Origin of the sequence: Duganella sp. 1224 (assembly GCF_013408245.1) — a bacterium.
Classification (GTDB): domain Bacteria; phylum Pseudomonadota; class Gammaproteobacteria; order Burkholderiales; family Burkholderiaceae_D; genus Rugamonas.
The window spans coordinates 169,733-190,509 of record NZ_JACBYS010000009.1 but is presented as its reverse complement, the minus strand read 5'-3'; the positions used below and the strand labels follow the sequence as shown (position 1 = coordinate 190,509).

Genomic DNA, 20,777 nt, shown 5'->3' with positions numbered 1-20,777 from the left:
GAATAAAGGAAGAAGAAATGTTCCACGTCGTCCTGGTCCACCCAGAAATCCCGCCGAACACCGGCAACGTCATTCGCCTGTGCGCCAACACCGGCGCCCAGCTGCACCTGATCGAGCCGCTCGGCTTCCCGCTGGAAGACGCCAAGCTCAAGCGCGCCGGCCTCGACTACCACGAATACGCCCGCATGAAAGTCCACAAGGACTGGGACGCCTTCCTGGCCGAGATCCAGCCCGACCCGGCGCGCATGTACGCGCTGACCACGCACGGCAGCGCGCCGTTCGCCCAGGCCAGCTTCCAGCCGGGCGACGTATTCGTGTTCGGCTCCGAAACCGCTGGCCTGCCGGTAGCGCTGCGCGAAAGCTTCCCGCCGGCGCAGCGCATCCGCCTGCCGATGCGCCCCGACAACCGCAGCATGAACCTGTCCAACACCGTCGCCGTGGTCGTATTCGAAGCCTGGCGCCAGAACGGCTACGCCGGCGGCGCCTAAACTCCGGGGTCAGGTCCTCCATTTCTACACGAGCACAACCGTAGCCCCGTCTACGGTTGTGCTCGTGTAGAAATGGAGGACCTGACCCCGGGTTTGTGTTTCCAGACTGAGCCGGCCACGCCGGCGATCAGCAGCACGATCGCCGTCAGTTCCAGCGCGCGCGGCATCTGGTGCTGGTACAGGAAGCCGTACAACAGGCCGAACAGGGTTTCGAACAGCAGCAGCTGGCCGGACAGCGTGACCGGCACGCGCCGGCTGGCAATGTTCCAGAGCTGGTTGCCGATCACCGAGGCGCCCAGCGCCACGATGCTGACCACGCTCCAGAAACGCAGCCAGTCGCGCACCGCGCCCCCCGCGCCCGGTCCACCGGCCCAGCCGCCCAGGTAGGCCACCACGGCGATCAGCAATGCCACCAAGCCGGTGCTAATGCCGTACAGGCCGGCCCAGTCGGCGCCGCTGAACTGCGGATGGCGCTTGAGGAAGCGGGCGTTGTCGACCGCGTACCACGTCCAGCACAGCAGCGCGCCCATCGCGCATAGCATGCCCAGCGCCACCAGCGTCCACGGCTGCGCCATGCCGCCCGCATGCGTGAACACGTCCACATTGATGCAGACGATGCCAGCCACCACCAGCGCCAGCGGCCACGCCAGCTGACGCAGCGGCAAGGCGCCCTGGTCGCGCCGCCCCAGCAAGGTCACGCTCAGCGGCAGCAGGCCGATGATCAGCGACGCCGCTGCCACACCCGCCAGCTGCACGCCGGTCGACAGCAACAGGTAGTAGACGATGTTGCCGGCCAGCGCGTGGCGCAGCAGCACCACGCCCTCGGCGCGCGTCAGCCGGCGCAGCAGGCCGGCCAGGCGCGGCGCCAGCAGCAGCAAGGTGATCAGGCCGTAGGCCAGGTAGCGTCCCAGCGCCAGCTCCAGCGGCGAAAATTCTGCCAGCCAGCGCGGCATCACGAAAATCATGCCCCAGAAGGCCCCGGCCGTCAGGCCGCATAACACGCCATACCACATAGAGTTCTCCTTTCGGGAGCCATTGTGGCGCTACGCGGCATGCAAGGATTGTGCGGGACTAGCGGATTTTTGTCTGGTTCTGCTTGCGGTAGGCCAGCGGCGTGATGTCCAGCGCGCGGCGCATGGCGTGTGTCAGCGCGCTCTGGTCGGCGTAACCGGCCAGCGTGGCCAACTGCGCGATCGGCAGCGAGGATTCCACCAGCTGGCGGCAAACGAAGCGCAGCCGCATCGCGTTCAGCCAGGCTTGCGGCGTGGTGTCCAGCTCCTCGCGGAACACGCGGTGCAGGCTGCTGACGCTGATGCAGGCCACCTTGGCCATGCTCTCGGTATTCCACGGCTGGCCGGGCGCCGCTTCGAAGCGCGTCAGCGCCGCCTGCAGGCGCGAGGCCGGCCGCAAGGGCTGATGGGTCAGCGATTCCAGCAGCAGCGGCGTCCAGTGCGCCAGCACGCCGGCGCTGGCGCCGCCTTGCGCCCGCATCATGCCGATGAAATCGATCAGCTTGGCGGCGGCGGCGCCGACCGCCGCGAAGGGCCGCTCGGCCAGCCGCGCGGCAGTGTCCGACGGCACGGCGGCCAGGTCGAAGTCGATTATCAGCGACTGGTTGGGCTCGCTGGAGAACTGGCTGTGCACCAGCCCCGGCGCGATGAAGGCGGCGCGCAGCGGGTGCAGCACGGCGCCGGCGCCGTTGATGTCCAGCGTCAGCCTGCCCTTGAGCGGCAGCACCAGTTGGGCGAAATCGTGCGCATCCGAAAACGGCATGTCATAGCTGCGCAGGTCGATGCCGGTCGGCGTCATGGCATCAGCGGCGCGCGCCCCACAAGGCCAGCAGCGCCAGCAGGCCGGCGCCCAGCAGGCCCACCAGCAGCGTGGTGCCGGCCATGATGGCGGCCGGATTGCGCAGGCCGGAGAACTCGGCGGCGAAAGCCAGCGTCACCGCCGTGATCAGTTGCCCCGGCAGCACGAAGCGCAGGCTGCGGAAGGCCCACGGATTGCTGCGCAGCCAGTAGCGGCGCGCCACCATCAGCGGCGGCCCCCACAGCGCCAGCAGGAAGGCCAGCACCGCCACCAGGATCAGGATCAGCCTCATTTGAACGCGCGCACCCTGGTCAGCAGCTTGGTGGTCGAGCGGTCGTGCTCGAAGTCGATGGCGACCGCCTGGCCGCCGTAGGCCAGCACCGCCTGGCCCTCGGGGATGGCGTCCATCTGGTAATCGCCGCCCTTGGCGTAGATTTCCGGACGCGCCTGCTGTACGACTTGCAGCGCGGTGTCCTCGTCAAAGTCCACCACCAGGCTGACCGACTCCAGCGCGGCCAGCACCGCCATGCGGTCGGCGCAGGTGTTGAGCGGGCGGTCGTCGCCCTTGCCCAGGCGCTTGACCGAGGCGTCGGTATTGGCGGCCACCACCAGCGAGGCGCCCAGCGCGCGCGCCTGCGCCAGATAGGTGACGTGGCCGCGGTGCAGGATGTCGAATACGCCGTTGGTCAGCACCACCGGCTTGGGCAGCGCCGCCACGCGCGCGGCCAGTTGTGCTCGGGTGCAGATCTTGTCTTCAAATTGAGGCATGGTTAAGTCTTCGGTCCTTCGTCTTCAGGTTGTTCTTCTTCGATACGCAGCGCGCCAAAGGCGCCGCCGCCCTCGCCCGGCTCGGGCCGCCCGCCGTGCAGCTTGATCTGCAGGCGCAGGCCGTTGGCCGAGTCGGCGTTGCGCAGCGCTTCTTCGTAGGCGATATAGCCCTTATTATAAAGTTCGTACAGCGCCTGGTCGAACGTGCACATGCCCAGCTCGCGCGACTTCTGCATGATCTCCTTGATGCTCTGGAAATTGCCCTTGAAGATCATCTCGGCGATGGTCGGCGTGTTGAGCAGGATTTCAATCGCCGCCTTGCGGCCCTTGCCGTCCTCGGTGCGGATCAAGCGCTGCGAGACGATCGCGCGCAGGTTGGACGACAAATCCATCAGTAACTGGTGGCGCCGCTCCTCCGGGAAGAAGTTGATGATGCGGTCCATGGTCTGGTTGGCGTTGTTGGCGTGCAGCGTGCCCAGGCACAGGTGGCCGGTCTCGGCGAAGGCGATCGCGTGCTCCATGGTTTCGGTGTCGCGGATCTCGCCGATCAGGATCACGTCCGGCGCCTGGCGCAGCGTGTTCTTCAGCGCGTTGTGCCACGACAGCGTATCGACGCCCACCTCGCGGTGCGTGATCAGGCAGCCCTTGTTCTTGTGCACATACTCGACCGGATCCTCGACCGTGATGATGTGCCCGGCCGAGTTGGCGTTGCGGTGATCGATCATCGCCGCCAGCGTGGTCGACTTGCCGGAACCGGTGCCACCAACCACCAGCACCAGGCCGCGCTTGGTCATGATGATGTCCTTCAGCACCTCCGGCAGTTCCAGCTTCTCCAGCGAGGGAATCTCCGAGGCGATGGTGCGGATCACCATGCCCACGTGCTGCTGCTGCACGAAGACATTGACGCGGAAGCGGCACACCTCCGGTAGCGAGATGGCAAAATTGCATTCCAGTTCAGCCTCGAACTCGTGTTGCTGCTTGTCGTTCATGATCGACAGCGCCAGCGCGCGCGTGACCGCGCCAGTCAGCTTCTGCTGGCTCAGCGCCTTCATCGCGCCCTGCGCCTTCATGCTGGGCGGGAAGTCGGCCGAGATGAACAAGTCCGAGCCGCCGGTGTGGTGCATCACCTTCAGCAGCTTGTGCAGATAGGCTTGCGCTTCTTCAGGACCCAATGTGGAGGACATACATCGCCTTTCAGGATGACGCTGCATTATATTCCGCTACAATAGCTCAACTTGGCGTTCATTTATTGCATCCCTGCATCGCCTGTGTTCAAATACATTCATGACACTGACCGAACTGAAATACATTGTCGCCGTTGCAAGGGCGAAGCACTTCGGACATGCGGCCGAGGCCTGTTACGTCGCCCAGCCGACGCTGTCGGTCGCCATCAAGAAACTTGAAGACGAATTGGGCGTGGTCCTGTTTGAACGGGGCGGCGCCGAAATCTCCGTCACGCCGCTGGGCGCGCAGATCGTCGCCCAGGCCGAGCGCGTACTCGAACAAACCGCCGCCATCAAGGAACTGGCCAAGCAGAACAAGGACCCGCTGGCCGGCCCGCTGCGCCTGGGCGTGATCTACACCATCGGCCCCTACCTGCTGCCGCCGCTGGTCAAGGGCATGATCGACAAAGTGCCGCAGATGCCGCTGATCCTGCAGGAGAACTTCACCGTCAAGCTGCTGGAGATGCTGCGCCAGGGCGAGCTGGACGCGGCCATCATGGCGCTGCCGCTGCCCGAGCACGGTATGGCCATGCAAGTGTTGTACGACGAACCGTTCGTGGTGGCCATGCCGTCCCATCATCCGTGGACCAAGCGCAAGACCATCCCCGCCGACGACCTCAAGACCGAGAACATGCTGCTGCTTGGTAACGGACACTGCTTCCGCGACCAGGTACTGGAAGTATGTCCCGAGATGGCGCGCTTCTCGGCGCCGGGCAACGGCATGCAGCGCACGTTTGAAGGCTCGTCGCTGGAAACCATCCGTCACATGGTGGCCAGCGGCATCGGCCTGACGGTGCTGCCGCGCGCCTCGGTGCCGGACATGGACGCCAAGGGCGGCATGCTGCAATTCCGCCCGTTCGAAGAGCCGGCGCCCTCGCGCCGCGTGGTCATCGTGTGGCGCAAAAGCTTTACCCGCAAGGCCGCCATCGACGCCGTGTGCGACGTGGTAGCGTCGTGCAACCTGCCGGGCATCACCACCCTCTGCGCCGACGCATGACACCGGGCCACGGGATTTGCGATAATCACCGCTTTCCTGTCACCCGAAGTGATTTATGAACAAGCTGGCGCTCTACTTCCGTCTGATCCGGATGGACAAACCCATCGGCACCGTGCTGCTGCTGTGGCCGACGCTGGTCGCCATGTGGCTGGCCAGCGGCGGCGTGCCGGACTGGCACCTGCTGCTGATCTTCACGCTCGGCACCTTCCTGATGCGTTCGGCCGGCTGCGCCATCAACGACTACGCCGACCAGGACATCGACAAGTTCGTCAAGCGCACCGCCCAGCGGCCCATCACCAGCGGCCGCGTCAGCGGCAAGGAAGCGGTGGCGATCGCCGTCGTGCTGACGCTGATCGCCTTCTGCCTGATCCTGCCGCTGAACGCGCTGACCAAGCAGATGTCGGTGGCGGCGGTGATCCTGGCCGGCACCTACCCGTACACCAAGCGCTTCTTCGCCATTCCGCAGGCCTACCTGGGCATCGCCTTCGGCTTTGGCATCCCGATGGCGTTTGCCGCCATCCAGAACCACGTGCCGCCGGTGGCCTGGCTGCTGCTGATCGCCAACGTGTTCTGGACCCTGGCCTACGACACCGAATACGCCATGTGCGACCGCGACGACGACCTCAAGCTCGGCATCCGCACCTCGGCCATCACCTTCGGCCGCTACGACGTGGCCATCATCATGTTCTGCTACGTGCTGCACCTGACCATCCTGCTGCTGTGCGGCTGGCAGATGGGGCTGCGGCTGTGGTTTGTGGCCGGGCTGGCGGTGGCGGCCGGCATGGCCTGCTACCACTACACGCTGATCCGCGAGCGCGAGCGCGAGGCTTGCCTGTACGCCTTCCGCCACAACAACTGGCTGGGCGCGGCGGTGTTTGCCGGCGTGGCGCTGGACTACGCGCTGCGCTAAACCCAATTGAGCGCGCGCAAAGTGGTGACTTGGTTGATACTTACACTGGTTCTCTTTTCCCACCGGTTCATTCACACGAGGTCACCATGAGTCAACAAGAGATTGCAGACAGCCAGTCCGCCGCCGCCAACACCCGCGACCAGCTGATCGACGGCCTGAAGAGCTCCATCAACGAAGCCGAGAAATGGCTGGAAGAAAGCGCGGACGACGTCAGCGAAGCCGCCTCCGAAGCGCGCGCCCGGTTCGACGACACCTTGCGCACCGCCATCAGCGACCTGCGCAAGCTGGAAGACAGCATCGTCGCCCACAGCCGCGAGGCCGCGCAAAGCGTGGACGTGTACGTGCGCGACAACCCGTGGAAAGCGGTGACCATCGGCGCCACCATCGGCCTGCTGGCCGGGGTCATCCTGTCCCGCAAATAACAAGCGCCACCCCGCGCGCCTTAACCTCTACGCCAGCGCGACCACTTAAGGGTCAGACCCCGTACGGGGTCTGACCCTGCGTGGCCGTGCGGGGTGCGGGTTCCCTAAGCCCCGCCCAGCTCGTCGCCCAGTTCCTTGCCGCGCGCCGCGGCCGCCTTCATGGCGGTGATAATAGCCGCCTTGACGCCGCCGGACTCCATGCTGGAGAGCGCCGCATACGTCGTGCCGCCCTTGGACGTGACCCGTTCGCGCAGCAGCGACACCGGCTCGCTCGACTGCTGCGCCAGCTGCGCCGCGCCGGTGAAGGTGGCCAGCGCCAGCTGCTTGCCCTGCTCCGCGCTCAGCCCCAACTCCTCGGCCGCCTGCTGCATCGCCTCGATAAAGTAGAACACATACGCCGGCCCGCTGCCCGACACCGCCGTCACCGCATTGATCTTGTCCTCCTGGTCCAGCCACACGGTCGGGCCGACCGCGCGCAGGATATCGTCGGCCGCCTTGACCTGCTCCGCGCTGACGCCCGGCATCGCCACCATGCCGGTGATGCCCTTGCCGATCAGCGCGGGCGTGTTCGGCATGCAGCGCACGATGGCGCCATAACCACCCAGCCAGCGCGACAGATCGGCGCCGCGAATGCCGGCCGCAATCGACACGATCAACGGCTGCCGGGCCTTGTCGAGCAACGGCAGCAACTGCCCCGCCACCTCGCGCATGCTCTGCGGCTTCACCGCCAGCACGATGACGTCCGCCGCGCCGGCCACTTCGTCGGCCGCGGCCGCCGTGGTCACGCCATACTGCTGGTGCAAGCGCGCCAGCGCCTCCCCGTTCGGATCGGCCACATGAATATTGGCGCCGGCGGTCAGTTTATTCGCCAGCCCGGCGATCAGGGCCGCAGCCATATTGCCGCCGCCGATAAATGCAATCTTCATCTCTCAAGCCTTGTGGTAGTTGCGCGCGCCAAAAATCGCGCTGCCGACGCGGACGATGGTGGCGCCCTCGACAATCGCCGCCCGCAGGTCGGCCGACATGCCCATCGACAGCGTATCCAGCGCCAGCCCGTCGGCGCGCAGTTGATCATACAACGTCCGCAGCCGGGCGAAGGCCGCGCGCTGCTGGTCGAAGTGCTCGGCCGGCTCGGGGATCGCCATCAGGCCGCGCAAGGTCAGATTGGGCAGCGCGGCGACCTTGTGAGCCAGCGCCGCCACCTCGTCCGGGGCGACGCCGCTCTTGCTGGCCTCGCCGCTGATATTCACCTGCAGGCAGATCTGCAGCGGCGCCATCCCGGCCGGGCGCTGCTCGGACAGCCGCTGCGCGATCTTTTCGCGCTCGACCGTGTGCACCCAGTCGAAATGCGCGGCGATCGGCCGCGTCTTGTTGCTCTGGATCGGGCCGATGAAATGCCATTCCAGCCCGCTCGCGCCGGCGGCCTGCACGGCGTGGATCTTGTCCACGCCCTCTTGCAGATAATTCTCGCCAAACGCCCGCTGACCGGCCGCGACCGCCTCCAGCACCGCCTCCGGCCCGAAGGTCTTGGACACGGCCAGCAGCTGGACCGTCCCCGGCGGCCGTCCGGATTCTTGGGCGGTGGCAACAATTGTCGCGGTGATGGCTTGCAAGTTCTGGCGGATCAGGGACATAATCATCGAGTAAGGATCGTTATAACAGGCCGCATATACATCTGGGCACAGGGATTATAAATGGACATCTCCGAATTACTCGCATTCTCCGTCAAGAACAAGGCCTCGGACCTGCACCTGTCAGCCGGCCTGCCGCCGATGATACGGGTGCACGGCGACGTCCGCCGCATCAACCTGCCGCCGCTGGAGCACAAGGACGTGCACGGCATGATCTATGACATCATGAACGATGCCCAGCGCAAGGCCTACGAGGAGATGCTGGAAGTCGACTTCTCGTTTGCGATTCCCGGCCTGGCGCGCTTCCGCGTCAACGCCTACAACCAGGAGCGCGGCGCCTCGGCGGTGCTGCGGACGATTCCCTCCAAGATCCTGTCGCTGGAAGAACTGAACGCGCCCAAGATTTTCGCCGAGTTCGCGCTCAAGCCGCGCGGCCTGGTGCTGGTGACCGGTCCGACCGGCTCCGGCAAGTCGACCACGCTGGCGGCCATGGTCAACCACCTCAACGAAAACGAGTACGGCCACATCCTGACGATCGAAGACCCGATCGAGTTCGTGCACGAATCCAAGAAATGCCTGATCAACCAGCGCGAGGTCGGTCCGCACACGCTGTCGTTCAACAACGCGCTGCGCTCGGCGCTGCGGGAAGACCCGGACTGCATCCTGGTGGGCGAGCTGCGCGACCTGGAAACCATCCGCCTGGCGCTGTCGGCGGCCGAGACCGGCCACCTGGTGTTCGGCACGCTGCACACCTCGTCGGCGGCCAAGACCATCGACCGCATTGTCGACGTGTTCCCGGCCGATGAAAAGGAAATGGTGCGCGCCATGCTGTCGGAATCGCTGCAGGCCGTGATTTCGCAGACGCTGCTGAAAACCAAGGACGGCAGCGGCCGCGTGGCGGCGCACGAGATCATGGTGGCGACGCCGGCCATCCGCAACTTGATCCGCGAAGCCAAAGTGGCGCAGATGTACTCGGCGATCCAGACCGGCAGCGGGGTCGGCATGCAGACGCTGGACCAGAATCTGACCGACCTGGTCCGCCGCAACATCATCAGCGCCGCCGCCGCCCGCAGCGCCGCCAAGTCGCCCGACAACTTCCCCGGCTAAACTCCGGGGTCAGGTCCTCCATTTCTACACGGCCTCTGCTGTAGGCGAGGCCTACAGCAGAGGCCGTGTAGAAATGGAGGACCTGACCCCGCCTTTAAGGACTTATGATGGAACGCGATCAGGCCTCCAAATTCATGTTCGACCTGTTGCGCCTGATGCTGGCCAAGAAGGGTTCGGACCTCTTTATTACCGCCGGGTTTCCGCCGGCGATCAAGATCGACGGCAAGATGACGCCGGTGTCGGCCCAGGTGCTGACCGCCGCCCATACGCTCGACCTGGCCCGTTCGATCATGAACGACAAGCAGGCCGCCGGCTTCGAGCTGAGCAAGGAGGCCAACTTCGCCATCAGCCCCGGCGACATCGGCCGCTTCCGCGTCTCCGCCTTCGTGCAGATGGGCGCGGTGGGCATGGTGCTGCGGACCATTAACTCGGACATCCCCAAGCTGGAGGACCTCGGCCTGCCCGAGGTGCTGAAGGAGGTGGTGATGGCCAAGCGCGGCCTGGTGATCATGGTCGGCGCCACCGGCTCCGGCAAGTCGACCACGCTGGCGGCCATGGTCGGCTACCGCAATGAACACAGCTATGGCCACATCATCACCATCGAGGATCCGGTCGAGTTCGTTCACCCGCACAAGAACTGCATCGTCACCCAGCGCGAGGTCGGCGTCGACACCGACGACTGGGAGGTGGCGCTGAAGAACACGCTGCGCCAGGCGCCGGATGTGATCCAGATCGGCGAGATCCGCGACCGCCAGACCATGGACCACGCCATCGCCTTCGCCGAAACCGGCCACCTGTGCCTGGCCACCTTGCACGCCAACAGCGCCAACCAAGCGCTCGACCGCATCATCAACTTCTTCCCCGAGGAGCGCCGCCAGCAGCTGCTGATGGACCTGTCGCTCAACCTCAAGGGCATGATTTCGCAGCGCCTGATTCCGAAGAAGGAGTCCAAGGGCCGCGCAGTGGCCATCGAAATCATGCTGAACTCGCCGCTGATTTCCGACCTGATCTTCAAGGGCCAGGTGCACGAGATCAAGGAGCTGATGAAGAAGTCGCGCGAGCTCGGCATGCAGACCTTCGACCAGTCGCTGTTCGACCTGCACGAGGCCGACCTGATCACCTACGAGGACGCGCTGCGCAACGCCGACTCGGTCAACGACCTGCGCCTGGCCATCAAGCTGGAGGGCAAAGCCGCGAAGCACCGCGACCTGTCCGCCGGCACCGAACATTTGGGAATCATCTAATGAGCACTATCTTCGATATCACCGCCGACAGCCTGGCGGGCCAGCCCGTCAACCTGGGCCAGTACAAGGGCAAGGTGCTGCTGATCGTCAACACCGCCAGCAAGTGCGGCTTCACGCCGCAGTACAAGGGGCTGGAGGCGGTCTACCAGCAATTCAAGGACAAGGGCGTCGAGGTGCTGGGCTTCCCGTGCAACCAGTTCGGCGCCCAGGAGCCGGGCGACGCCGGCGAGATCGGCGCCTTCTGCGAAAAGAACTACGGCGTGACCTTCCCGCTGTTCGCCAAGATCGACGTCAACGGCGAACACGCCCATCCACTGTTCCAGAAACTCAAGAAGGACGCGCCCGGCATCCTCGGCACCGAGGGCATCAAGTGGAATTTCACCAAGTTCCTGATCCGCAAGGACGGCACCGTCTACAACCGCTACGCCCCGGCCACCAAGCCGGAAGAGCTCATCGCCGACATCGAAAAGTTGCTGGCCGAGTAATTCAGGCAACACAATGTCCAATACAAAAGTCAGATACTGAAAACGATTTCCGAAAAACCGTGTCATGGCTTGACTTTTAGGTAATAATGCGTTGGTCGTTTCCTGTCGAATCAGTCGTTTATGTCCTTAATGGGAAAAATTCTGTCGCCCTGGCTGCGGATGGGAATGTACTCCAGGCTGTTTGTGCCTATCTTTGTGATCATCGCCCTGGTGGTGGGCGTGCGCTATCACCTGATGCTGGAGTCCGAAACCACCTACGCCAACACGCGCTATCAGCATGATGCCGATGAGCTGGCCGCGCACCTGAGCAAGACGCTGCAACCGGCGCTGGCCGCGCCCGACCGCGCCAGCCTGGACAGCACGCTGTCCGGCGCCCTGCTGCTCAACGGCGACCTCGACGCCGCGCGCCTCGATTACGCCGGCGGCCACCTGGAGGCGCTGCGCGGCGAGCGCGCGAGGCCGCAGTACCCGGCCTGGTTCACGCGCCTGATCCCCCTTGCGCACAACAGCCGCACGCTGGCCATCGGCGACGCCACGCTGACGCTGGACTTCGAACCGGTGCGGCCGCTCAACGCGGTATGGCGCAACGTCCACCAGCAGGCCGTGATCTCGGCGCTGAACGTGGTCATCATCTACACGCTGCTGGCCATCATCATCTTCGCCAACCAGCGCATGCTGCGCCGCCTAGCCGACGCCACCCACCGCTTCCAGAGCGGCGCCCACGACGTGCGCCTGCCGGTGCGCGGCACGCTGGAGGCGCGCATGCTGGCCTCCACCTTCAACAACATGGCGCAGCGCGTGCAGGCGCTGGTGCACAAGCTGCAGCAAAGCCAGAATGACCTCAGCGCGCAACTGACCCGCACCCTGCTGGCGCAGCAGCAGCTACAGGTGGAGAAGGACCGCATCGAGGTCACGCTGGCGTCGATCGGCGACGCCGTCATCACCACCGACATGACCGGCCGCATCGACACCATCAACGAAGTGGCGCAGCAGCTGACCGGCTGGCCCGAGTCGCGCGCGCGCGGCATGGAGCTGCACCAGGTGTTTGTACTGGCGAATAACTTCGGCCAGCATTCGCTGCTGAAGGCGATGAAGCAGATTTACGCCGGCGGCGAAGTGGTCAAGGTGGGCAACCAAAGCCTGCGCAACCGCATGGGCCAGACCATCACCGTCGAATACACCGCCAACGCCATCCGCACGGCGCAGGGCGAGGTGCAAGGCTCGGTGCTGGTGTTCCGCGACGTGACCGAGCGCCGCCAGCTGATGCAGCAGATCTCGTGGCAGAGCAACCACGATATCCTGACCGGCCTGCCCAACCGCGCCGCGCTGGCGCAGCGCTTCGAGCAGGAGGTGCAGCGCGCCCGCGAGCATAACTATTTGCTGGCCGTGTGCCTGTTCGACCTCGATCACTTCCAGCACGTCAACCAGACCATGGGCCAGGCCGTGGGCGATGAAATCCTCAAGCAGGCCGCCAGCCGCCTGCACGATTTTGCCGGCCAGCGTCACTACGTGGCGCGCCTGGGCGGCGACGAATTCGTGCTGCTGCTGCCGGAGCTGAACGACCGCGCCGCCATCGAATCCGCGATGAGCAAACTGATGGCCGCGCTGGCGCGCGACTACGTCTGCAGCGGCAAGGCGGTGAGCATGTCGGCCAGCGTCGGCATCGCCGTCTACACCGGCACCGACATCAGCGCCGACAGCCTGCTGCGCCACGCCGACCAGGCGCTGTACCAGGCCAAGATCACGGGCCGCAACCGCCATCACTTCTTCGACGCCGACCTCGATGAACAGGTGCGCACCCACCACAACCGCCGCACCGAGGTGCGGGCGGCGGTGCACGACAATGAACTGGTGCTGTACTACCAGCCCAAGCTGGACATGCGCAAGGGCCGCATCATCGGCATGGAAGCGCTGCTGCGCTGGCAGCATCCGCTGCGCGGCACGATTTCGCCGGGCGACTTCCTGCCGATCGTGGAGCACAGCGACGTGATCGTCGATATCGGCGAGTGGGTGCTGCGCGAGGCGCTGCGCCAGCTGCAATCGTGGCGCGCGTTCGACGCGGACTTGGTCATCAGCGTGAACATCGCGGCGCGCCATTTCCAGCGCCACGACTTTGTCGAACGGCTGACGGCGATCCTGGCCGAGTTCCCGGACGTGCCGCCCCACATGCTGGAGCTGGAGATCCTGGAGTCGTCGGCGTTGAGCGATATCGCGCATGTGCGCAGCATCATGCTGGATTGCCAGGCGCTGGGCATCAGCTTCGCGCTGGATGATTTTGGCACCGGGTACTCGTCGATGTCGTATCTGAAGCGGCTGCCGGCCGATGTGCTGAAGATCGACCAGAGCTTTGTGCGCAATATGCTGGTGGACCGGGATGACCTGCATCTGGTCAGCGCGGTGATTGGCCTGGCGCGCTCATTCGGGCTGGGCGTGATCGCGGAGGGCGTGGAAACCACCGAGCATGGGGCGATGCTGATGCGGCTGGGGTGCGATCTGGTGCAGGGTTACGGCATCGCGCGGCCGATGCCGGCGGATGATGTGTTGTCGTGGGTGGCCAGCTTTGATACGGCCGGGGTGTGGCAGGCAGCGGCCAGTTTGCCACCGATCGTCAGCCTGCACGGGGAGCCAGCCGGCGGTACCTCGCAACTGGCGTTAATTTAAACCCCGAACGAAAGGGTCTGCCCCCGCACGGGGTCAGACGGGGACGCCGAGTCCCCGGCCGCAGCGGTGTGCGGGTTGCGCGGGTGCCATCCGCAATCACCGATCCAGCAGTTCTATCCAGTGCATCACCGGCGTCCCGGTCCCCGATTGCAGATGCGCGCTGCACCCCACGTTCGCCGAGACGATCATGTGCGCGCCGGTATCCTGCAGGCTGGCCAGCTTGCGGTCCCGCAGTTGCAGCGACAATTCCGGCTGCAGCAGCGAGTAGCTGCCGGCCGAACCGCAGCACAGATGACTGTCCGCGCACAGCACCACATCGACGCCGGCCGCGCGCAGGATGCCCTCCACCTTGCCGCGAATCTGCTGGCCATGCTGCAGCGTGCATGGCGGATGATAGGCCACGCGGCCGTGCGCCTTCGCCGCTCCCCACCCCGCCAGCTCGCCCTCGAACTCCACCAGAACCTCGCTCAAATCCCTTGTCAACGCCGAGATGCGCCGCGCCTTCTCCGCATATGCCGCATCATGCGCCAGCAGATGACCATACTCCTTCACCGTCACGCCGCAGCCAGACGCCGTCATCACAATCGCCTCGACTTCCGCCGCCTCCACATACGGCCACCACGCATCGATATTGCGCCGCATATCTTCCAGCGCCGCCTCCTGCGCAGTCATATGATGCCGCAGCGCGCCGCAGCATCCGGCCCGGGACGCGACGATCAGTTGCACGCCCAGCGCATCCAGCACCCGCGCCGCCGCCGCATTGATGTTCGGCGCCATGGCGGGTTGCGCACAGCCCTCCAGCACCAGCATCTTGCGCGCATGCGCGCGCGACGGCCACACGCCCGCATTGCGCCGGCGCGGCACCTTGTCCTGCATCGCCGGCGACAATAACGGCCGCAACGCCTGCCCGGCCTTCAGCGCGGCACCAAACACCGTCTTGCGCGTCAGCCCCTCGATCAGCGCCTTGCGCTTCACGCGCTCGCCCAGCGGACGCTCCACCCGTTCCTCCACCACCTTGCGCCCGATATCTACCAGCCGCCCGTACTTCACGCCGGACGGACAGGTGGTCTCGCAATTGCGGCAGGTCAGGCAGCGGTCCAGGTGCAGCTGCGTTTTGGCCGTCACCGGCGCGCCTTCCAGCACCTGCTTGATCAGATAGATGCGCCCGCGCGGCCCATCCAGCTCATCGCCCAGCAGCTGGTAGGTCGGACAAGTCGCCGTGCAGAAGCCGCAGTGCACGCAGGCGCGCAGGATCGCCTCCGCCTCCTCGCCCTCGCGCGTATGCTTGATAAAGTCCGCCAGATTAGTTTGCATACATGCGCCCCGGGTTGAAGATCCCGGCGGGATCGAACGACTGTTTCAGCCGCGCGTGTATCTTCGCCACCGCCGGCGCCAGCGGATGGAACACGCCGACGCCCTTGTCGCCACCACGGAACAAGGTCGCATGCCCGCCGCTGGCGGCAACCGTGCGGCGGATGCTGTCCGCATCCCCCTGCTCCACCTTGAGCCAGCGCTGTGCGCCGCCCCATTCGATCAGCTGCTCTCCGCGCAGGATGAGCGCGCTGGCGTGCGACGGCACCGACATGCGCCACATGTCGCCGCCGGTGAAATACGGGTGCGTTTGGTCGCGCAGCGCGGACCACAGCGTCTCATCCGCAGCATCCATCGCCTCCCCCGCTTCCCCCCCAAGCTTGCGCCGCGCCGCCGCCACCGCCGCCTCGGCGCCCGATAGCCGCAGCGACAGCACGCCCTGATGCCAGCAGCTGGCTGATATCGGCAACGGCTGCCCGGCCCATTCATTCAAGCGCCTCAGCGCCTCGATCTCACTCATCTCGAACCGCAGGCTGGCCTCGCGCAGCGGCACCGGCAACACCTTGAGGGACACCTCCAGAATCAGGCCCAGCGTGCCGAGCGATCCTGCCAGAAGACGCGAGACATCGTAGCCGGCGACGTTCTTCATCACCTGCCCGCCGAAGCGCAACACCACGCCGCGGCCGTCCATCAGCACCGCGCCCAGCACAAAGTCGCGCACCGCGCCGGCGCTGGCGCGGCGCGGGCCGGAGAGCGCGCTGGCCACCACGCCGCCGATGGTCGACGCCGGGCCAAAGCGCGGCGGCTCGAACGCCAGCATCTGGTGGTGCTGCGCCAGCAGCGCCTCGATCTCCGCCAGCGGCGTGCCGCAGCGCGCGGTGATCACCAGCTCCGTCGGCTCATAGGCAATGATGCCGCTGTTGACGCGCGTGTCCAGCACGTCGCCATGCAGCCGCTGGCCGTACCAGTCCTTGGTGCCGCCGCCGCGCAGGCGCAAGGGCGTGCCGGCGGCGCTGGCGGCGCGGATGCGGTCGGAAAATGCTGTGTAGGTCATCGTCAGAAACGTGCAAGCTCGGGGAACGGCAGCGCGCCGCCGCTGACGCGCATCTTGCCAAATTCGGCGCAGCGGTGCGGCGTGGGTATCGCCTTGTCCGGATTGAGCAGGCCGGCCGGATCGAACGCCCGCTTCACCGAGAAAAACGCCTCCAGCTCGGACGGCGCAAACTGCACGCACATCGAACTGATCTTCTCGATGCCCACGCCATGCTCGCCGGTGATGGTGCCGCCCACCTCCACGCACAGCGCCAGAATCTCTGCGCCAAACGCCTCGGCGCGCTGGAACTCGTCCGGGATATTCGCGTTAAACAGGATCAGCGGATGCAGGTTGCCGTCGCCCGCATGGAACACGTTCGCGCAACGCAGGCCATACTTGACTTCCATTGCCGCAATGCCGGCCAACACCTGGCCCAGGCGCTTGCGCGGGATGGTGCCGTCCATGCAGTAGTAGTCCGGCGAGATGCGGCCGGCGGCGGGAAAGGCGTTCTTGCGGCCGGACCAGAACTTCAGGCGCTCGGCCTCCGACTGCGACACCGCGATGGCGCTGGCGCCGGCGCCATTCAGCACCGCCGACATGCGCGCGATCTCCTCCTCCACCTCCTCGACCGTGCCATCGGCCTCGCACAGCAGGATGGCGGCGGCCTCGGTGTCGTAACCGGCCTTGACGAACGGCTCCACCATGCGCGACGAGGTCTGGTCCATCATCTCCAGCCCCGCCGGAATGATGCCGGCGGCGATCAGCGCGGCCACCGCGTGACAGCCCTTCACCACCTCGTCGAACGACGCCATGATCACGCGCGCGGTGGCCGGCTTGGGCACCAGCTTCACCGTCACCTCGGTGACGATGCCGAGCATGCCCTCGGAGCCGATGAACACCGACAGCAGGTCCAGCCCCGGCGCGTCCAGCGCCTCGCCGCCCAGTTCAATGACCTCGCCGTCGATCAGCGCCACCCGTGCGCGCAGCACGTTATGCACGGTCAGGCCGTACTTCAGGCAATGCACGCCGCCCGAGTTCTCGGCCACGTTGCCGCCGATGGTGCAGGCGATCTGCGACGAGGGATCGGGCGCGTAATAGAGGCCATACTGCGCGGCGGCTTCGGAGATGGCCAGGTTGCGCACGCCCGGCTGCACCACCGCCGTCCGCGAATACGCATCCATGCGCACGATGCGGTTCAGGCGCGCGGTCGACAGCACCACGCCGTCGGCGATCGGCATGGCGCCGCCGGACAAGCCGGTGCCGGCGCCGCGCGGCACGATTGGCACATGCAGTGCGCGGCACACTTTCAGCACCGCCAGAATCTGCGCCTCGCTGTCCGGCAGCACGACGATCATCGGCAGTTGCCGGTATGCGGACAGGCCGTCGCACTCGTACGGTCGCGTATCTTCGGGCGCGGACAGCACCGCGCGTGCCGGCAGCACATGCTGCAACGCAGCAGCAACCTCTGCCCTGCGCGCGACTGGATCAGTGACAGCGTTCATGGGTCAAGCCTGAAAACACAGATACACGATTGTAAGCACAAATCCCGGGCCCGTTTGTTGTATTCTTCGGGGCATCGTCAATCAAGGACACCATATCATGGGCAACCGACTCTCTAAAATCGCCACCCGCACCGGCGACGGCGGCACCACCGGCCTCGGTGACGGCAGCCGCACCGACAAGGACAGCGTGCGCATCATCGCCATCGGCGAGGTGGATGAACTGAATTCGCATCTGGGCCTGCTGCTGTGCGAAGACATGCCGGCCGATCTGCGCGACGAGCTGGTGACCATCCAGCACGACCTGTTTGATCTTGGGGGTGAGCTGTGCATCCCTGGCTACCAGATGATCAAGGAAGCGCACGTCGAACGCCTGGACGCACTGCTGGCAAAGTACAACGCCACGCTGCCGCCGCTGACGGAATTCATCCTGCCGGCCGGTTCGCGCGCGGCGGCGCAGGCGCACGTGTGCCGCACCGTGTGCCGCCGCGCCGAACGCAGCATCGTCACGCTGGGCAAGGCGGAAACCATCCACGAACATCCGCGCCAGTATGTGAACCGCCTGTCGGACCTGCTGTTCGTGCTGTCGCGCGTGCTCAACCGCTACGCCGGCGGCAGCGACGTGCTGTGGCAGCACGAACGCAAGCGCGACTAATTCCCATGGGTAAGTACGGTTGCTATTTAGTATAATAAAAAGGCAATCATAACAACTCAGGGAAATACATGATGAACAAGGTAAGTGCAACGCTGGCCGCCGCAGGCGGTTTGCTGATGCTGGCGGGGTGCGGCTCGGTCGTGCGCGTTGACGAGGTCACCGCCGACAAGATGGGCTATCTGAACAAGAAATTCCCGGCCAGCTCGCTGTCGCAGGCCATCACCGCCAAGCTTCCGGCAACCGGTAACGGCGAGCTGGGATTCCGTCAGCTCGTGATCAAGTTCGATGGCAGCGATGAAGACAGCACCGGCAAGAAGGAAAGCTGGCAGCGCACCATCACTTACGTTAATCAGGGCAATGGTCTGACGCAGCAGATCTCCGAGGGCTCCAGTAACGGCATCGCCTTCGGCCTGGACTACACCTTGAGCTACCGCGGCCTGTTCGGCTTCAAATGGCAAACGGTGCCGCTCCGTGGCACCCTCACCAGCATGATTTATGAAGTCAAGGAAGTTAGTCGCCTGGACCCGATCCCCGCAGTAGCGGGCCAATCTTTCGAATTCGCCTACACCTCGGGCACCGAGCAGCAGATCGCCGGCTACCATGCGTCCAAGCGCGAATGCAAAACCACCGGCTCGCGTCCGGCCAGCGACATTTACGCCAAGCTTTCCGGCCAGGCGCTGACCTTCGATTGCGACACCATCAGCAACAACACGGTACAAAGCCGCTCCAAGTGGGCCTTGCTGCCCGGCTATGGCATTGCCGTGATCCTGGAGAGCACCACCAGCGCGCGCAAGGCGGTTTTCCGCGTGGTGGATATTCAGGGCTGATCCGCAAACAGCCGGGCCATGCCGCGCGCCATGCTGAGGCGCGAGGCATTGGCGGGATAGGCGCCGGAGATCAGCGCCGTCGGCTCGCTATCCGCCAGCTTGCGGTAGAAGCTGACCATATCGTCTGCCGACCAGCCGGCGCGGTGCGCCAGCACCATGCCCAGTTGATCGGCTTCGGACTCCTGCAGGCTGGAGAGTGTGGACAGGCGTATTTGCAGCGACAGGTCGCTGTCCAGCCGCGCCATCACCACCTCCAGCGGCACCGCCGGCAGGCGGTTGAGCAGCATCGCCTCGGAGAAGGTTTCGCGGTGGTGCTCGGCGACCGCGTGCGCCACCTCGTGCGCCAGCAGCGTGGCCAGTTCGCCGTCGGTCAGCGCCAGCTGGCGCACGAACGCGCTGCCGACCAGGATCTTGCCGCCGGCCATGCAGAGGGCGTCCACGTCGGCGTCGCTGGTGGTGTGCACTTCCCACTGCCATTGCGCGGACTCCGGTTTCAGTTCGATAGCCACGCGGATCAGCTCCGCGCTGATGTAGCGCAGCCGCGCCAGCAGCGCGCGGTCTTCATCCAGTTTGCCGGCGGCCGCCAGCTCCACGGTGCGGTCAATGTAGCGGTCCTCCATGCCGGCGTCCACCTCGGCCGCGCTGTACAGCAGCTCCTGCGCCCGGCCGGACTCCGGCACCTGCGCCTGCGCGGCGGAGGCCAGCATTAACAACAGGACGGCGCAAGCGCGTTTCATGGCATCCTCTGATATAAACTGTTTATATCAATATAGGACAAGCTGCGCGCCACGCAAGGAAAATCAGGTGGCGTTGTATCCCGGCAGCATCGCGATTTGTTCGGCCAGATAATCGAGCAGCAGCCGCGCGCGCAGGGGTTGATAGCGGCGTGATGGCGACAGCAGGTGCAGCGGCTGCGGGTGCCCGTGCCAGCGCGGTAGCACGCGCACCAGCGTGCCATTGTCCAGCAGGTCCTGCACCAGCCATAGCGGACACAGGCCGATGCCGCCGCCGGCCGCCAGCGTCTCGCGTATCGCCAGCGCGTGGTTGACGCGATAGCGGCCGTGGGTCTGCACGGTTTCTGTCTGTTCGCCGTTGTGCAATGTGAGCAGGTCGCCATCTGCCAGCCAGGCGAAGCGGATGTAGTCGTGTCGCGCCAGGTCTTGCGGCCGCTTCGGCTTGCCGTGCGCGCGCAGGTAGGCCGGTGACGCCACCAGCTGGCGCGGCGACGTTCCCGCCAGCCGGGCAATGGCATCCGGCGGCAGTTCGCGTCCCTGGCGCACGGCGATGTCCACGCCTTCCTTGACCAGATCGACCATGCGGTCGTCGAGTATCAGTTCTATGTCGACGTGCGGGTGGCGCGCCAGGAATGGGGCGAGCATGGCGTTGAGACGGAACTGGCCGAAGGCCGCCGGTGCGTTTAGGCGGATCAGGCCCGCAGGCGTTTCGGTCTGGCCGCGCGCTTCGGCGACGGCTTCCTGGTATTCGGCCAGCACGCCCAGCGCGCGCTGGTAGAAGCGCATGCCTTGCGGCGTGGCTTGCAGGCTGGTGGTGCTGCGTTCCAGCAGGCGGACGCCCAGTTCGTTTTCCAGCGCGGCGACAATTTTGCTGACGGTCGGTTGCGTCGTGCCTTCTTCGCGGGCGACGGCCGACAGGCTGCCCAGTTCGATGGCGCGCACAAAACAGCGCAGTGAGCGGATGGTATCCATG

General features: G+C 65.6%; 22 protein-coding genes. 10 read left to right on the top strand and 12 right to left on the bottom strand.

Features of this window, described 5'->3' with window-relative positions; all coding sequences use genetic code 11:
- Positions 1-17: 17 nt before the first annotated feature.
- Entirely contained in the window at positions 18-488 is a 471-nt protein-coding gene (gene trmL, locus FHW58_RS25850; protein ID WP_179676056.1) for a tRNA (uridine(34)/cytosine(34)/5-carboxymethylaminomethyluridine(34)-2'-O)-methyltransferase TrmL, read from the top strand.
- Positions 489-538: 50 nt separating this feature from the next.
- On the opposite strand, the gene FHW58_RS25845 is transcribed toward trmL, so the two are convergent.
- Genes FHW58_RS25845 through FHW58_RS25825 form a run of 5 tightly spaced genes read right to left on the bottom strand, consistent with a single transcriptional unit; the run spans position 539 to position 4,249 of the window.
- Positions 539-1,501 carry a DMT family transporter gene (locus FHW58_RS25845; protein ID WP_179676055.1) on the bottom strand — a complete coding sequence of 321 codons (963 nt, stop codon included), beginning with the start codon at positions 1,499-1,501 and terminating at the stop codon, positions 539-541.
- A 58-nt stretch (positions 1,502-1,559) separates the two neighbouring features.
- Positions 1,560-2,297 carry an AraC family transcriptional regulator gene (locus tag FHW58_RS25840; protein ID WP_179676054.1) on the bottom strand — a complete coding sequence of 246 codons (738 nt, stop codon included), beginning with the start codon at positions 2,295-2,297 and terminating at the stop codon, positions 1,560-1,562.
- A gap of 4 nt (positions 2,298-2,301) precedes the next feature.
- Complete coding sequence (locus tag FHW58_RS25835; RefSeq protein ID WP_179676053.1) at positions 2,302-2,589, bottom strand: hypothetical protein; 288 nt, start codon at positions 2,587-2,589, stop codon at positions 2,302-2,304.
- A complete protein-coding gene (gene rfaE2 / locus FHW58_RS25830; protein ID WP_179676052.1) occupies positions 2,586-3,065 on the bottom strand; it encodes a D-glycero-beta-D-manno-heptose 1-phosphate adenylyltransferase in 480 nt (159 codons plus the stop codon). The genes FHW58_RS25835 and rfaE2 overlap by 4 nt, the downstream gene beginning before the upstream one ends.
- Positions 3,066-3,067: 2 nt before the next feature.
- Positions 3,068-4,249, bottom strand: a complete 1,182-nt coding sequence (locus tag FHW58_RS25825; RefSeq protein ID WP_179676051.1) for a PilT/PilU family type 4a pilus ATPase — start codon at positions 4,247-4,249, stop codon at positions 3,068-3,070.
- Between the two features lie 100 nt (positions 4,250-4,349).
- On the opposite strand from FHW58_RS25825, the gene FHW58_RS25820 reads away from it, so the two are divergent.
- The 3 genes from FHW58_RS25820 to FHW58_RS25810 all read left to right on the top strand — a co-directional run bounded on the left by FHW58_RS25820 (position 4,350) and on the right by FHW58_RS25810 (position 6,617).
- Positions 4,350-5,285, top strand: coding sequence for a hydrogen peroxide-inducible genes activator (locus tag FHW58_RS25820; protein WP_179676050.1), 936 nt, complete (start codon positions 4,350-4,352; stop codon positions 5,283-5,285).
- 55 nt (positions 5,286-5,340) lie between these two features.
- Positions 5,341-6,195, top strand: a complete 855-nt coding sequence (gene ubiA / locus FHW58_RS25815; RefSeq protein ID WP_179676049.1) for a 4-hydroxybenzoate octaprenyltransferase — start codon at positions 5,341-5,343, stop codon at positions 6,193-6,195.
- Positions 6,196-6,281: 86 nt separating this feature from the next.
- Positions 6,282-6,617 carry a YqjD family protein gene (locus tag FHW58_RS25810; RefSeq protein ID WP_179676048.1) on the top strand — a complete coding sequence of 112 codons (336 nt, stop codon included), beginning with the start codon at positions 6,282-6,284 and terminating at the stop codon, positions 6,615-6,617.
- A 104-nt stretch (positions 6,618-6,721) separates the two neighbouring features.
- Here FHW58_RS25810 and proC read toward each other — a convergent pair whose 3' ends face one another.
- The gene (gene proC, locus FHW58_RS25805) at positions 6,722-7,543 is read right to left on the bottom strand and encodes a pyrroline-5-carboxylate reductase (RefSeq protein ID WP_179676047.1); all 822 of its coding nucleotides are present in this window, start codon (positions 7,541-7,543) and stop codon (positions 6,722-6,724) included.
- 3 nt (positions 7,544-7,546) lie between these two features.
- The gene (locus FHW58_RS25800; RefSeq protein WP_179676073.1) at positions 7,547-8,251 is read right to left on the bottom strand and encodes a YggS family pyridoxal phosphate-dependent enzyme; all 705 of its coding nucleotides are present in this window, start codon (positions 8,249-8,251) and stop codon (positions 7,547-7,549) included.
- A 60-nt stretch (positions 8,252-8,311) separates the two neighbouring features.
- Between FHW58_RS25800 and FHW58_RS25795 the strand changes: the two genes are divergently transcribed.
- The 4 genes from FHW58_RS25795 (at position 8,312) to FHW58_RS25780 (ending at position 13,745) form a co-directional block, all read left to right on the top strand.
- Positions 8,312-9,355, top strand: coding sequence for a type IV pilus twitching motility protein PilT (locus FHW58_RS25795; RefSeq protein WP_179676046.1), 1,044 nt, complete (start codon positions 8,312-8,314; stop codon positions 9,353-9,355).
- A 107-nt stretch (positions 9,356-9,462) separates the two neighbouring features.
- On the top strand, positions 9,463-10,599 hold the full coding sequence (locus tag FHW58_RS25790) for a PilT/PilU family type 4a pilus ATPase (protein ID WP_179676072.1): 1,137 nt from the start codon (positions 9,463-9,465) through the stop codon (positions 10,597-10,599).
- A complete protein-coding gene (locus FHW58_RS25785) occupies positions 10,599-11,084 on the top strand; it encodes a glutathione peroxidase (RefSeq protein WP_179676045.1) in 486 nt (161 codons plus the stop codon). Before FHW58_RS25790 ends, FHW58_RS25785 begins: the two co-directional genes overlap by 1 nt.
- A gap of 183 nt (positions 11,085-11,267) precedes the next feature.
- Positions 11,268-13,745: a putative bifunctional diguanylate cyclase/phosphodiesterase gene (locus tag FHW58_RS25780; protein ID WP_373996732.1), complete on the top strand. Its 2,478-nt coding sequence runs from the start codon at positions 11,268-11,270 to the stop codon at positions 13,743-13,745.
- Positions 13,746-13,841: 96 nt separating this feature from the next.
- Here FHW58_RS25780 and glcF read toward each other — a convergent pair whose 3' ends face one another.
- From glcF to FHW58_RS25765, 3 genes are read right to left on the bottom strand one after another with little or no spacing between them, the layout of a single operon-like run.
- Positions 13,842-15,059 (bottom strand): glycolate oxidase subunit GlcF, encoded by a 1,218-nt coding sequence (gene glcF / locus FHW58_RS25775; protein WP_179676043.1) that lies wholly within the window; start codon positions 15,057-15,059, stop codon positions 13,842-13,844.
- Entirely contained in the window at positions 15,049-16,110 is a 1,062-nt protein-coding gene (gene glcE, locus FHW58_RS25770) for a glycolate oxidase subunit GlcE (protein WP_179676042.1), read from the bottom strand. Before glcE ends, glcF begins: the two co-directional genes overlap by 11 nt.
- 2 nt (positions 16,111-16,112) lie before the next feature.
- Complete coding sequence (locus FHW58_RS25765; protein WP_179676041.1) at positions 16,113-17,591, bottom strand: FAD-linked oxidase C-terminal domain-containing protein; 1,479 nt, start codon at positions 17,589-17,591, stop codon at positions 16,113-16,115.
- Positions 17,592-17,688: 97 nt separating this feature from the next.
- Here FHW58_RS25765 and FHW58_RS25760 point away from each other — a divergent pair, with 97 nt between their 5' ends.
- Positions 17,689-18,243 (top strand): cob(I)yrinic acid a,c-diamide adenosyltransferase, encoded by a 555-nt coding sequence (locus FHW58_RS25760; RefSeq protein WP_179676040.1) that lies wholly within the window; start codon positions 17,689-17,691, stop codon positions 18,241-18,243.
- A 68-nt stretch (positions 18,244-18,311) separates the two neighbouring features.
- Positions 18,312-19,070 (top strand): hypothetical protein, encoded by a 759-nt coding sequence (locus FHW58_RS25755; protein ID WP_179676039.1) that lies wholly within the window; start codon positions 18,312-18,314, stop codon positions 19,068-19,070.
- On the opposite strand, the gene FHW58_RS25750 is transcribed toward FHW58_RS25755, so the two are convergent.
- A complete protein-coding gene (locus FHW58_RS25750) occupies positions 19,061-19,807 on the bottom strand; it encodes a M48 family metalloprotease (protein ID WP_179676038.1) in 747 nt (248 codons plus the stop codon). The two genes, FHW58_RS25755 and FHW58_RS25750, sit on opposite strands and share 10 nt — an antisense overlap.
- Before the next feature lie 63 nt (positions 19,808-19,870).
- Entirely contained in the window at positions 19,871-20,776 is a 906-nt protein-coding gene (locus FHW58_RS25745; protein ID WP_179676037.1) for a LysR family transcriptional regulator, read from the bottom strand.
- Between the last annotated feature and the right edge of the window lies 1 nt (position 20,777).

What these genes read in the sequence shown, in the direction of transcription:
- trmL (WP_179676056.1), top strand. Translation starts at nt 18, where the DNA reads ATGTTCCACGTCGTCCTGGTCCACCCAGAAATCCCGCCGAACACCGGC.
- FHW58_RS25845 (WP_179676055.1), bottom strand. Translation starts at nt 1,501, where the DNA reads ATGTGGTATGGCGTGTTATGCGGCCTGACGGCCGGGGCCTTCTGGGGC.
- FHW58_RS25840 (WP_179676054.1), bottom strand. Translation starts at nt 2,297, where the DNA reads ATGACGCCGACCGGCATCGACCTGCGCAGCTATGACATGCCGTTTTCG.
- FHW58_RS25835 (WP_179676053.1), bottom strand. Translation starts at nt 2,589, where the DNA reads ATGAGGCTGATCCTGATCCTGGTGGCGGTGCTGGCCTTCCTGCTGGCG.
- rfaE2 (WP_179676052.1), bottom strand. Translation starts at nt 3,065, where the DNA reads ATGCCTCAATTTGAAGACAAGATCTGCACCCGAGCACAACTGGCCGCG.
- FHW58_RS25825 (WP_179676051.1), bottom strand. Translation starts at nt 4,249, where the DNA reads ATGTCCTCCACATTGGGTCCTGAAGAAGCGCAAGCCTATCTGCACAAG.
- FHW58_RS25820 (WP_179676050.1), top strand. Translation starts at nt 4,350, where the DNA reads ATGACACTGACCGAACTGAAATACATTGTCGCCGTTGCAAGGGCGAAG.
- ubiA (WP_179676049.1), top strand. Translation starts at nt 5,341, where the DNA reads ATGAACAAGCTGGCGCTCTACTTCCGTCTGATCCGGATGGACAAACCC.
- FHW58_RS25810 (WP_179676048.1), top strand. Translation starts at nt 6,282, where the DNA reads ATGAGTCAACAAGAGATTGCAGACAGCCAGTCCGCCGCCGCCAACACC.
- proC (WP_179676047.1), bottom strand. Translation starts at nt 7,543, where the DNA reads ATGAAGATTGCATTTATCGGCGGCGGCAATATGGCTGCGGCCCTGATC.
- FHW58_RS25800 (WP_179676073.1), bottom strand. Translation starts at nt 8,251, where the DNA reads ATGTCCCTGATCCGCCAGAACTTGCAAGCCATCACCGCGACAATTGTT.
- FHW58_RS25795 (WP_179676046.1), top strand. Translation starts at nt 8,312, where the DNA reads ATGGACATCTCCGAATTACTCGCATTCTCCGTCAAGAACAAGGCCTCG.
- FHW58_RS25790 (WP_179676072.1), top strand. Translation starts at nt 9,463, where the DNA reads ATGGAACGCGATCAGGCCTCCAAATTCATGTTCGACCTGTTGCGCCTG.
- FHW58_RS25785 (WP_179676045.1), top strand. Translation starts at nt 10,599, where the DNA reads ATGAGCACTATCTTCGATATCACCGCCGACAGCCTGGCGGGCCAGCCC.
- glcF (WP_179676043.1), bottom strand. Translation starts at nt 15,059, where the DNA reads ATGCAAACTAATCTGGCGGACTTTATCAAGCATACGCGCGAGGGCGAG.
- glcE (WP_179676042.1), bottom strand. Translation starts at nt 16,110, where the DNA reads ATGACCTACACAGCATTTTCCGACCGCATCCGCGCCGCCAGCGCCGCC.
- FHW58_RS25765 (WP_179676041.1), bottom strand. Translation starts at nt 17,591, where the DNA reads ATGAACGCTGTCACTGATCCAGTCGCGCGCAGGGCAGAGGTTGCTGCT.
- FHW58_RS25760 (WP_179676040.1), top strand. Translation starts at nt 17,689, where the DNA reads ATGGGCAACCGACTCTCTAAAATCGCCACCCGCACCGGCGACGGCGGC.
- FHW58_RS25755 (WP_179676039.1), top strand. Translation starts at nt 18,312, where the DNA reads ATGATGAACAAGGTAAGTGCAACGCTGGCCGCCGCAGGCGGTTTGCTG.
- FHW58_RS25750 (WP_179676038.1), bottom strand. Translation starts at nt 19,807, where the DNA reads ATGAAACGCGCTTGCGCCGTCCTGTTGTTAATGCTGGCCTCCGCCGCG.
- FHW58_RS25745 (WP_179676037.1), bottom strand. Translation starts at nt 20,776, where the DNA reads ATGGATACCATCCGCTCACTGCGCTGTTTTGTGCGCGCCATCGAACTG.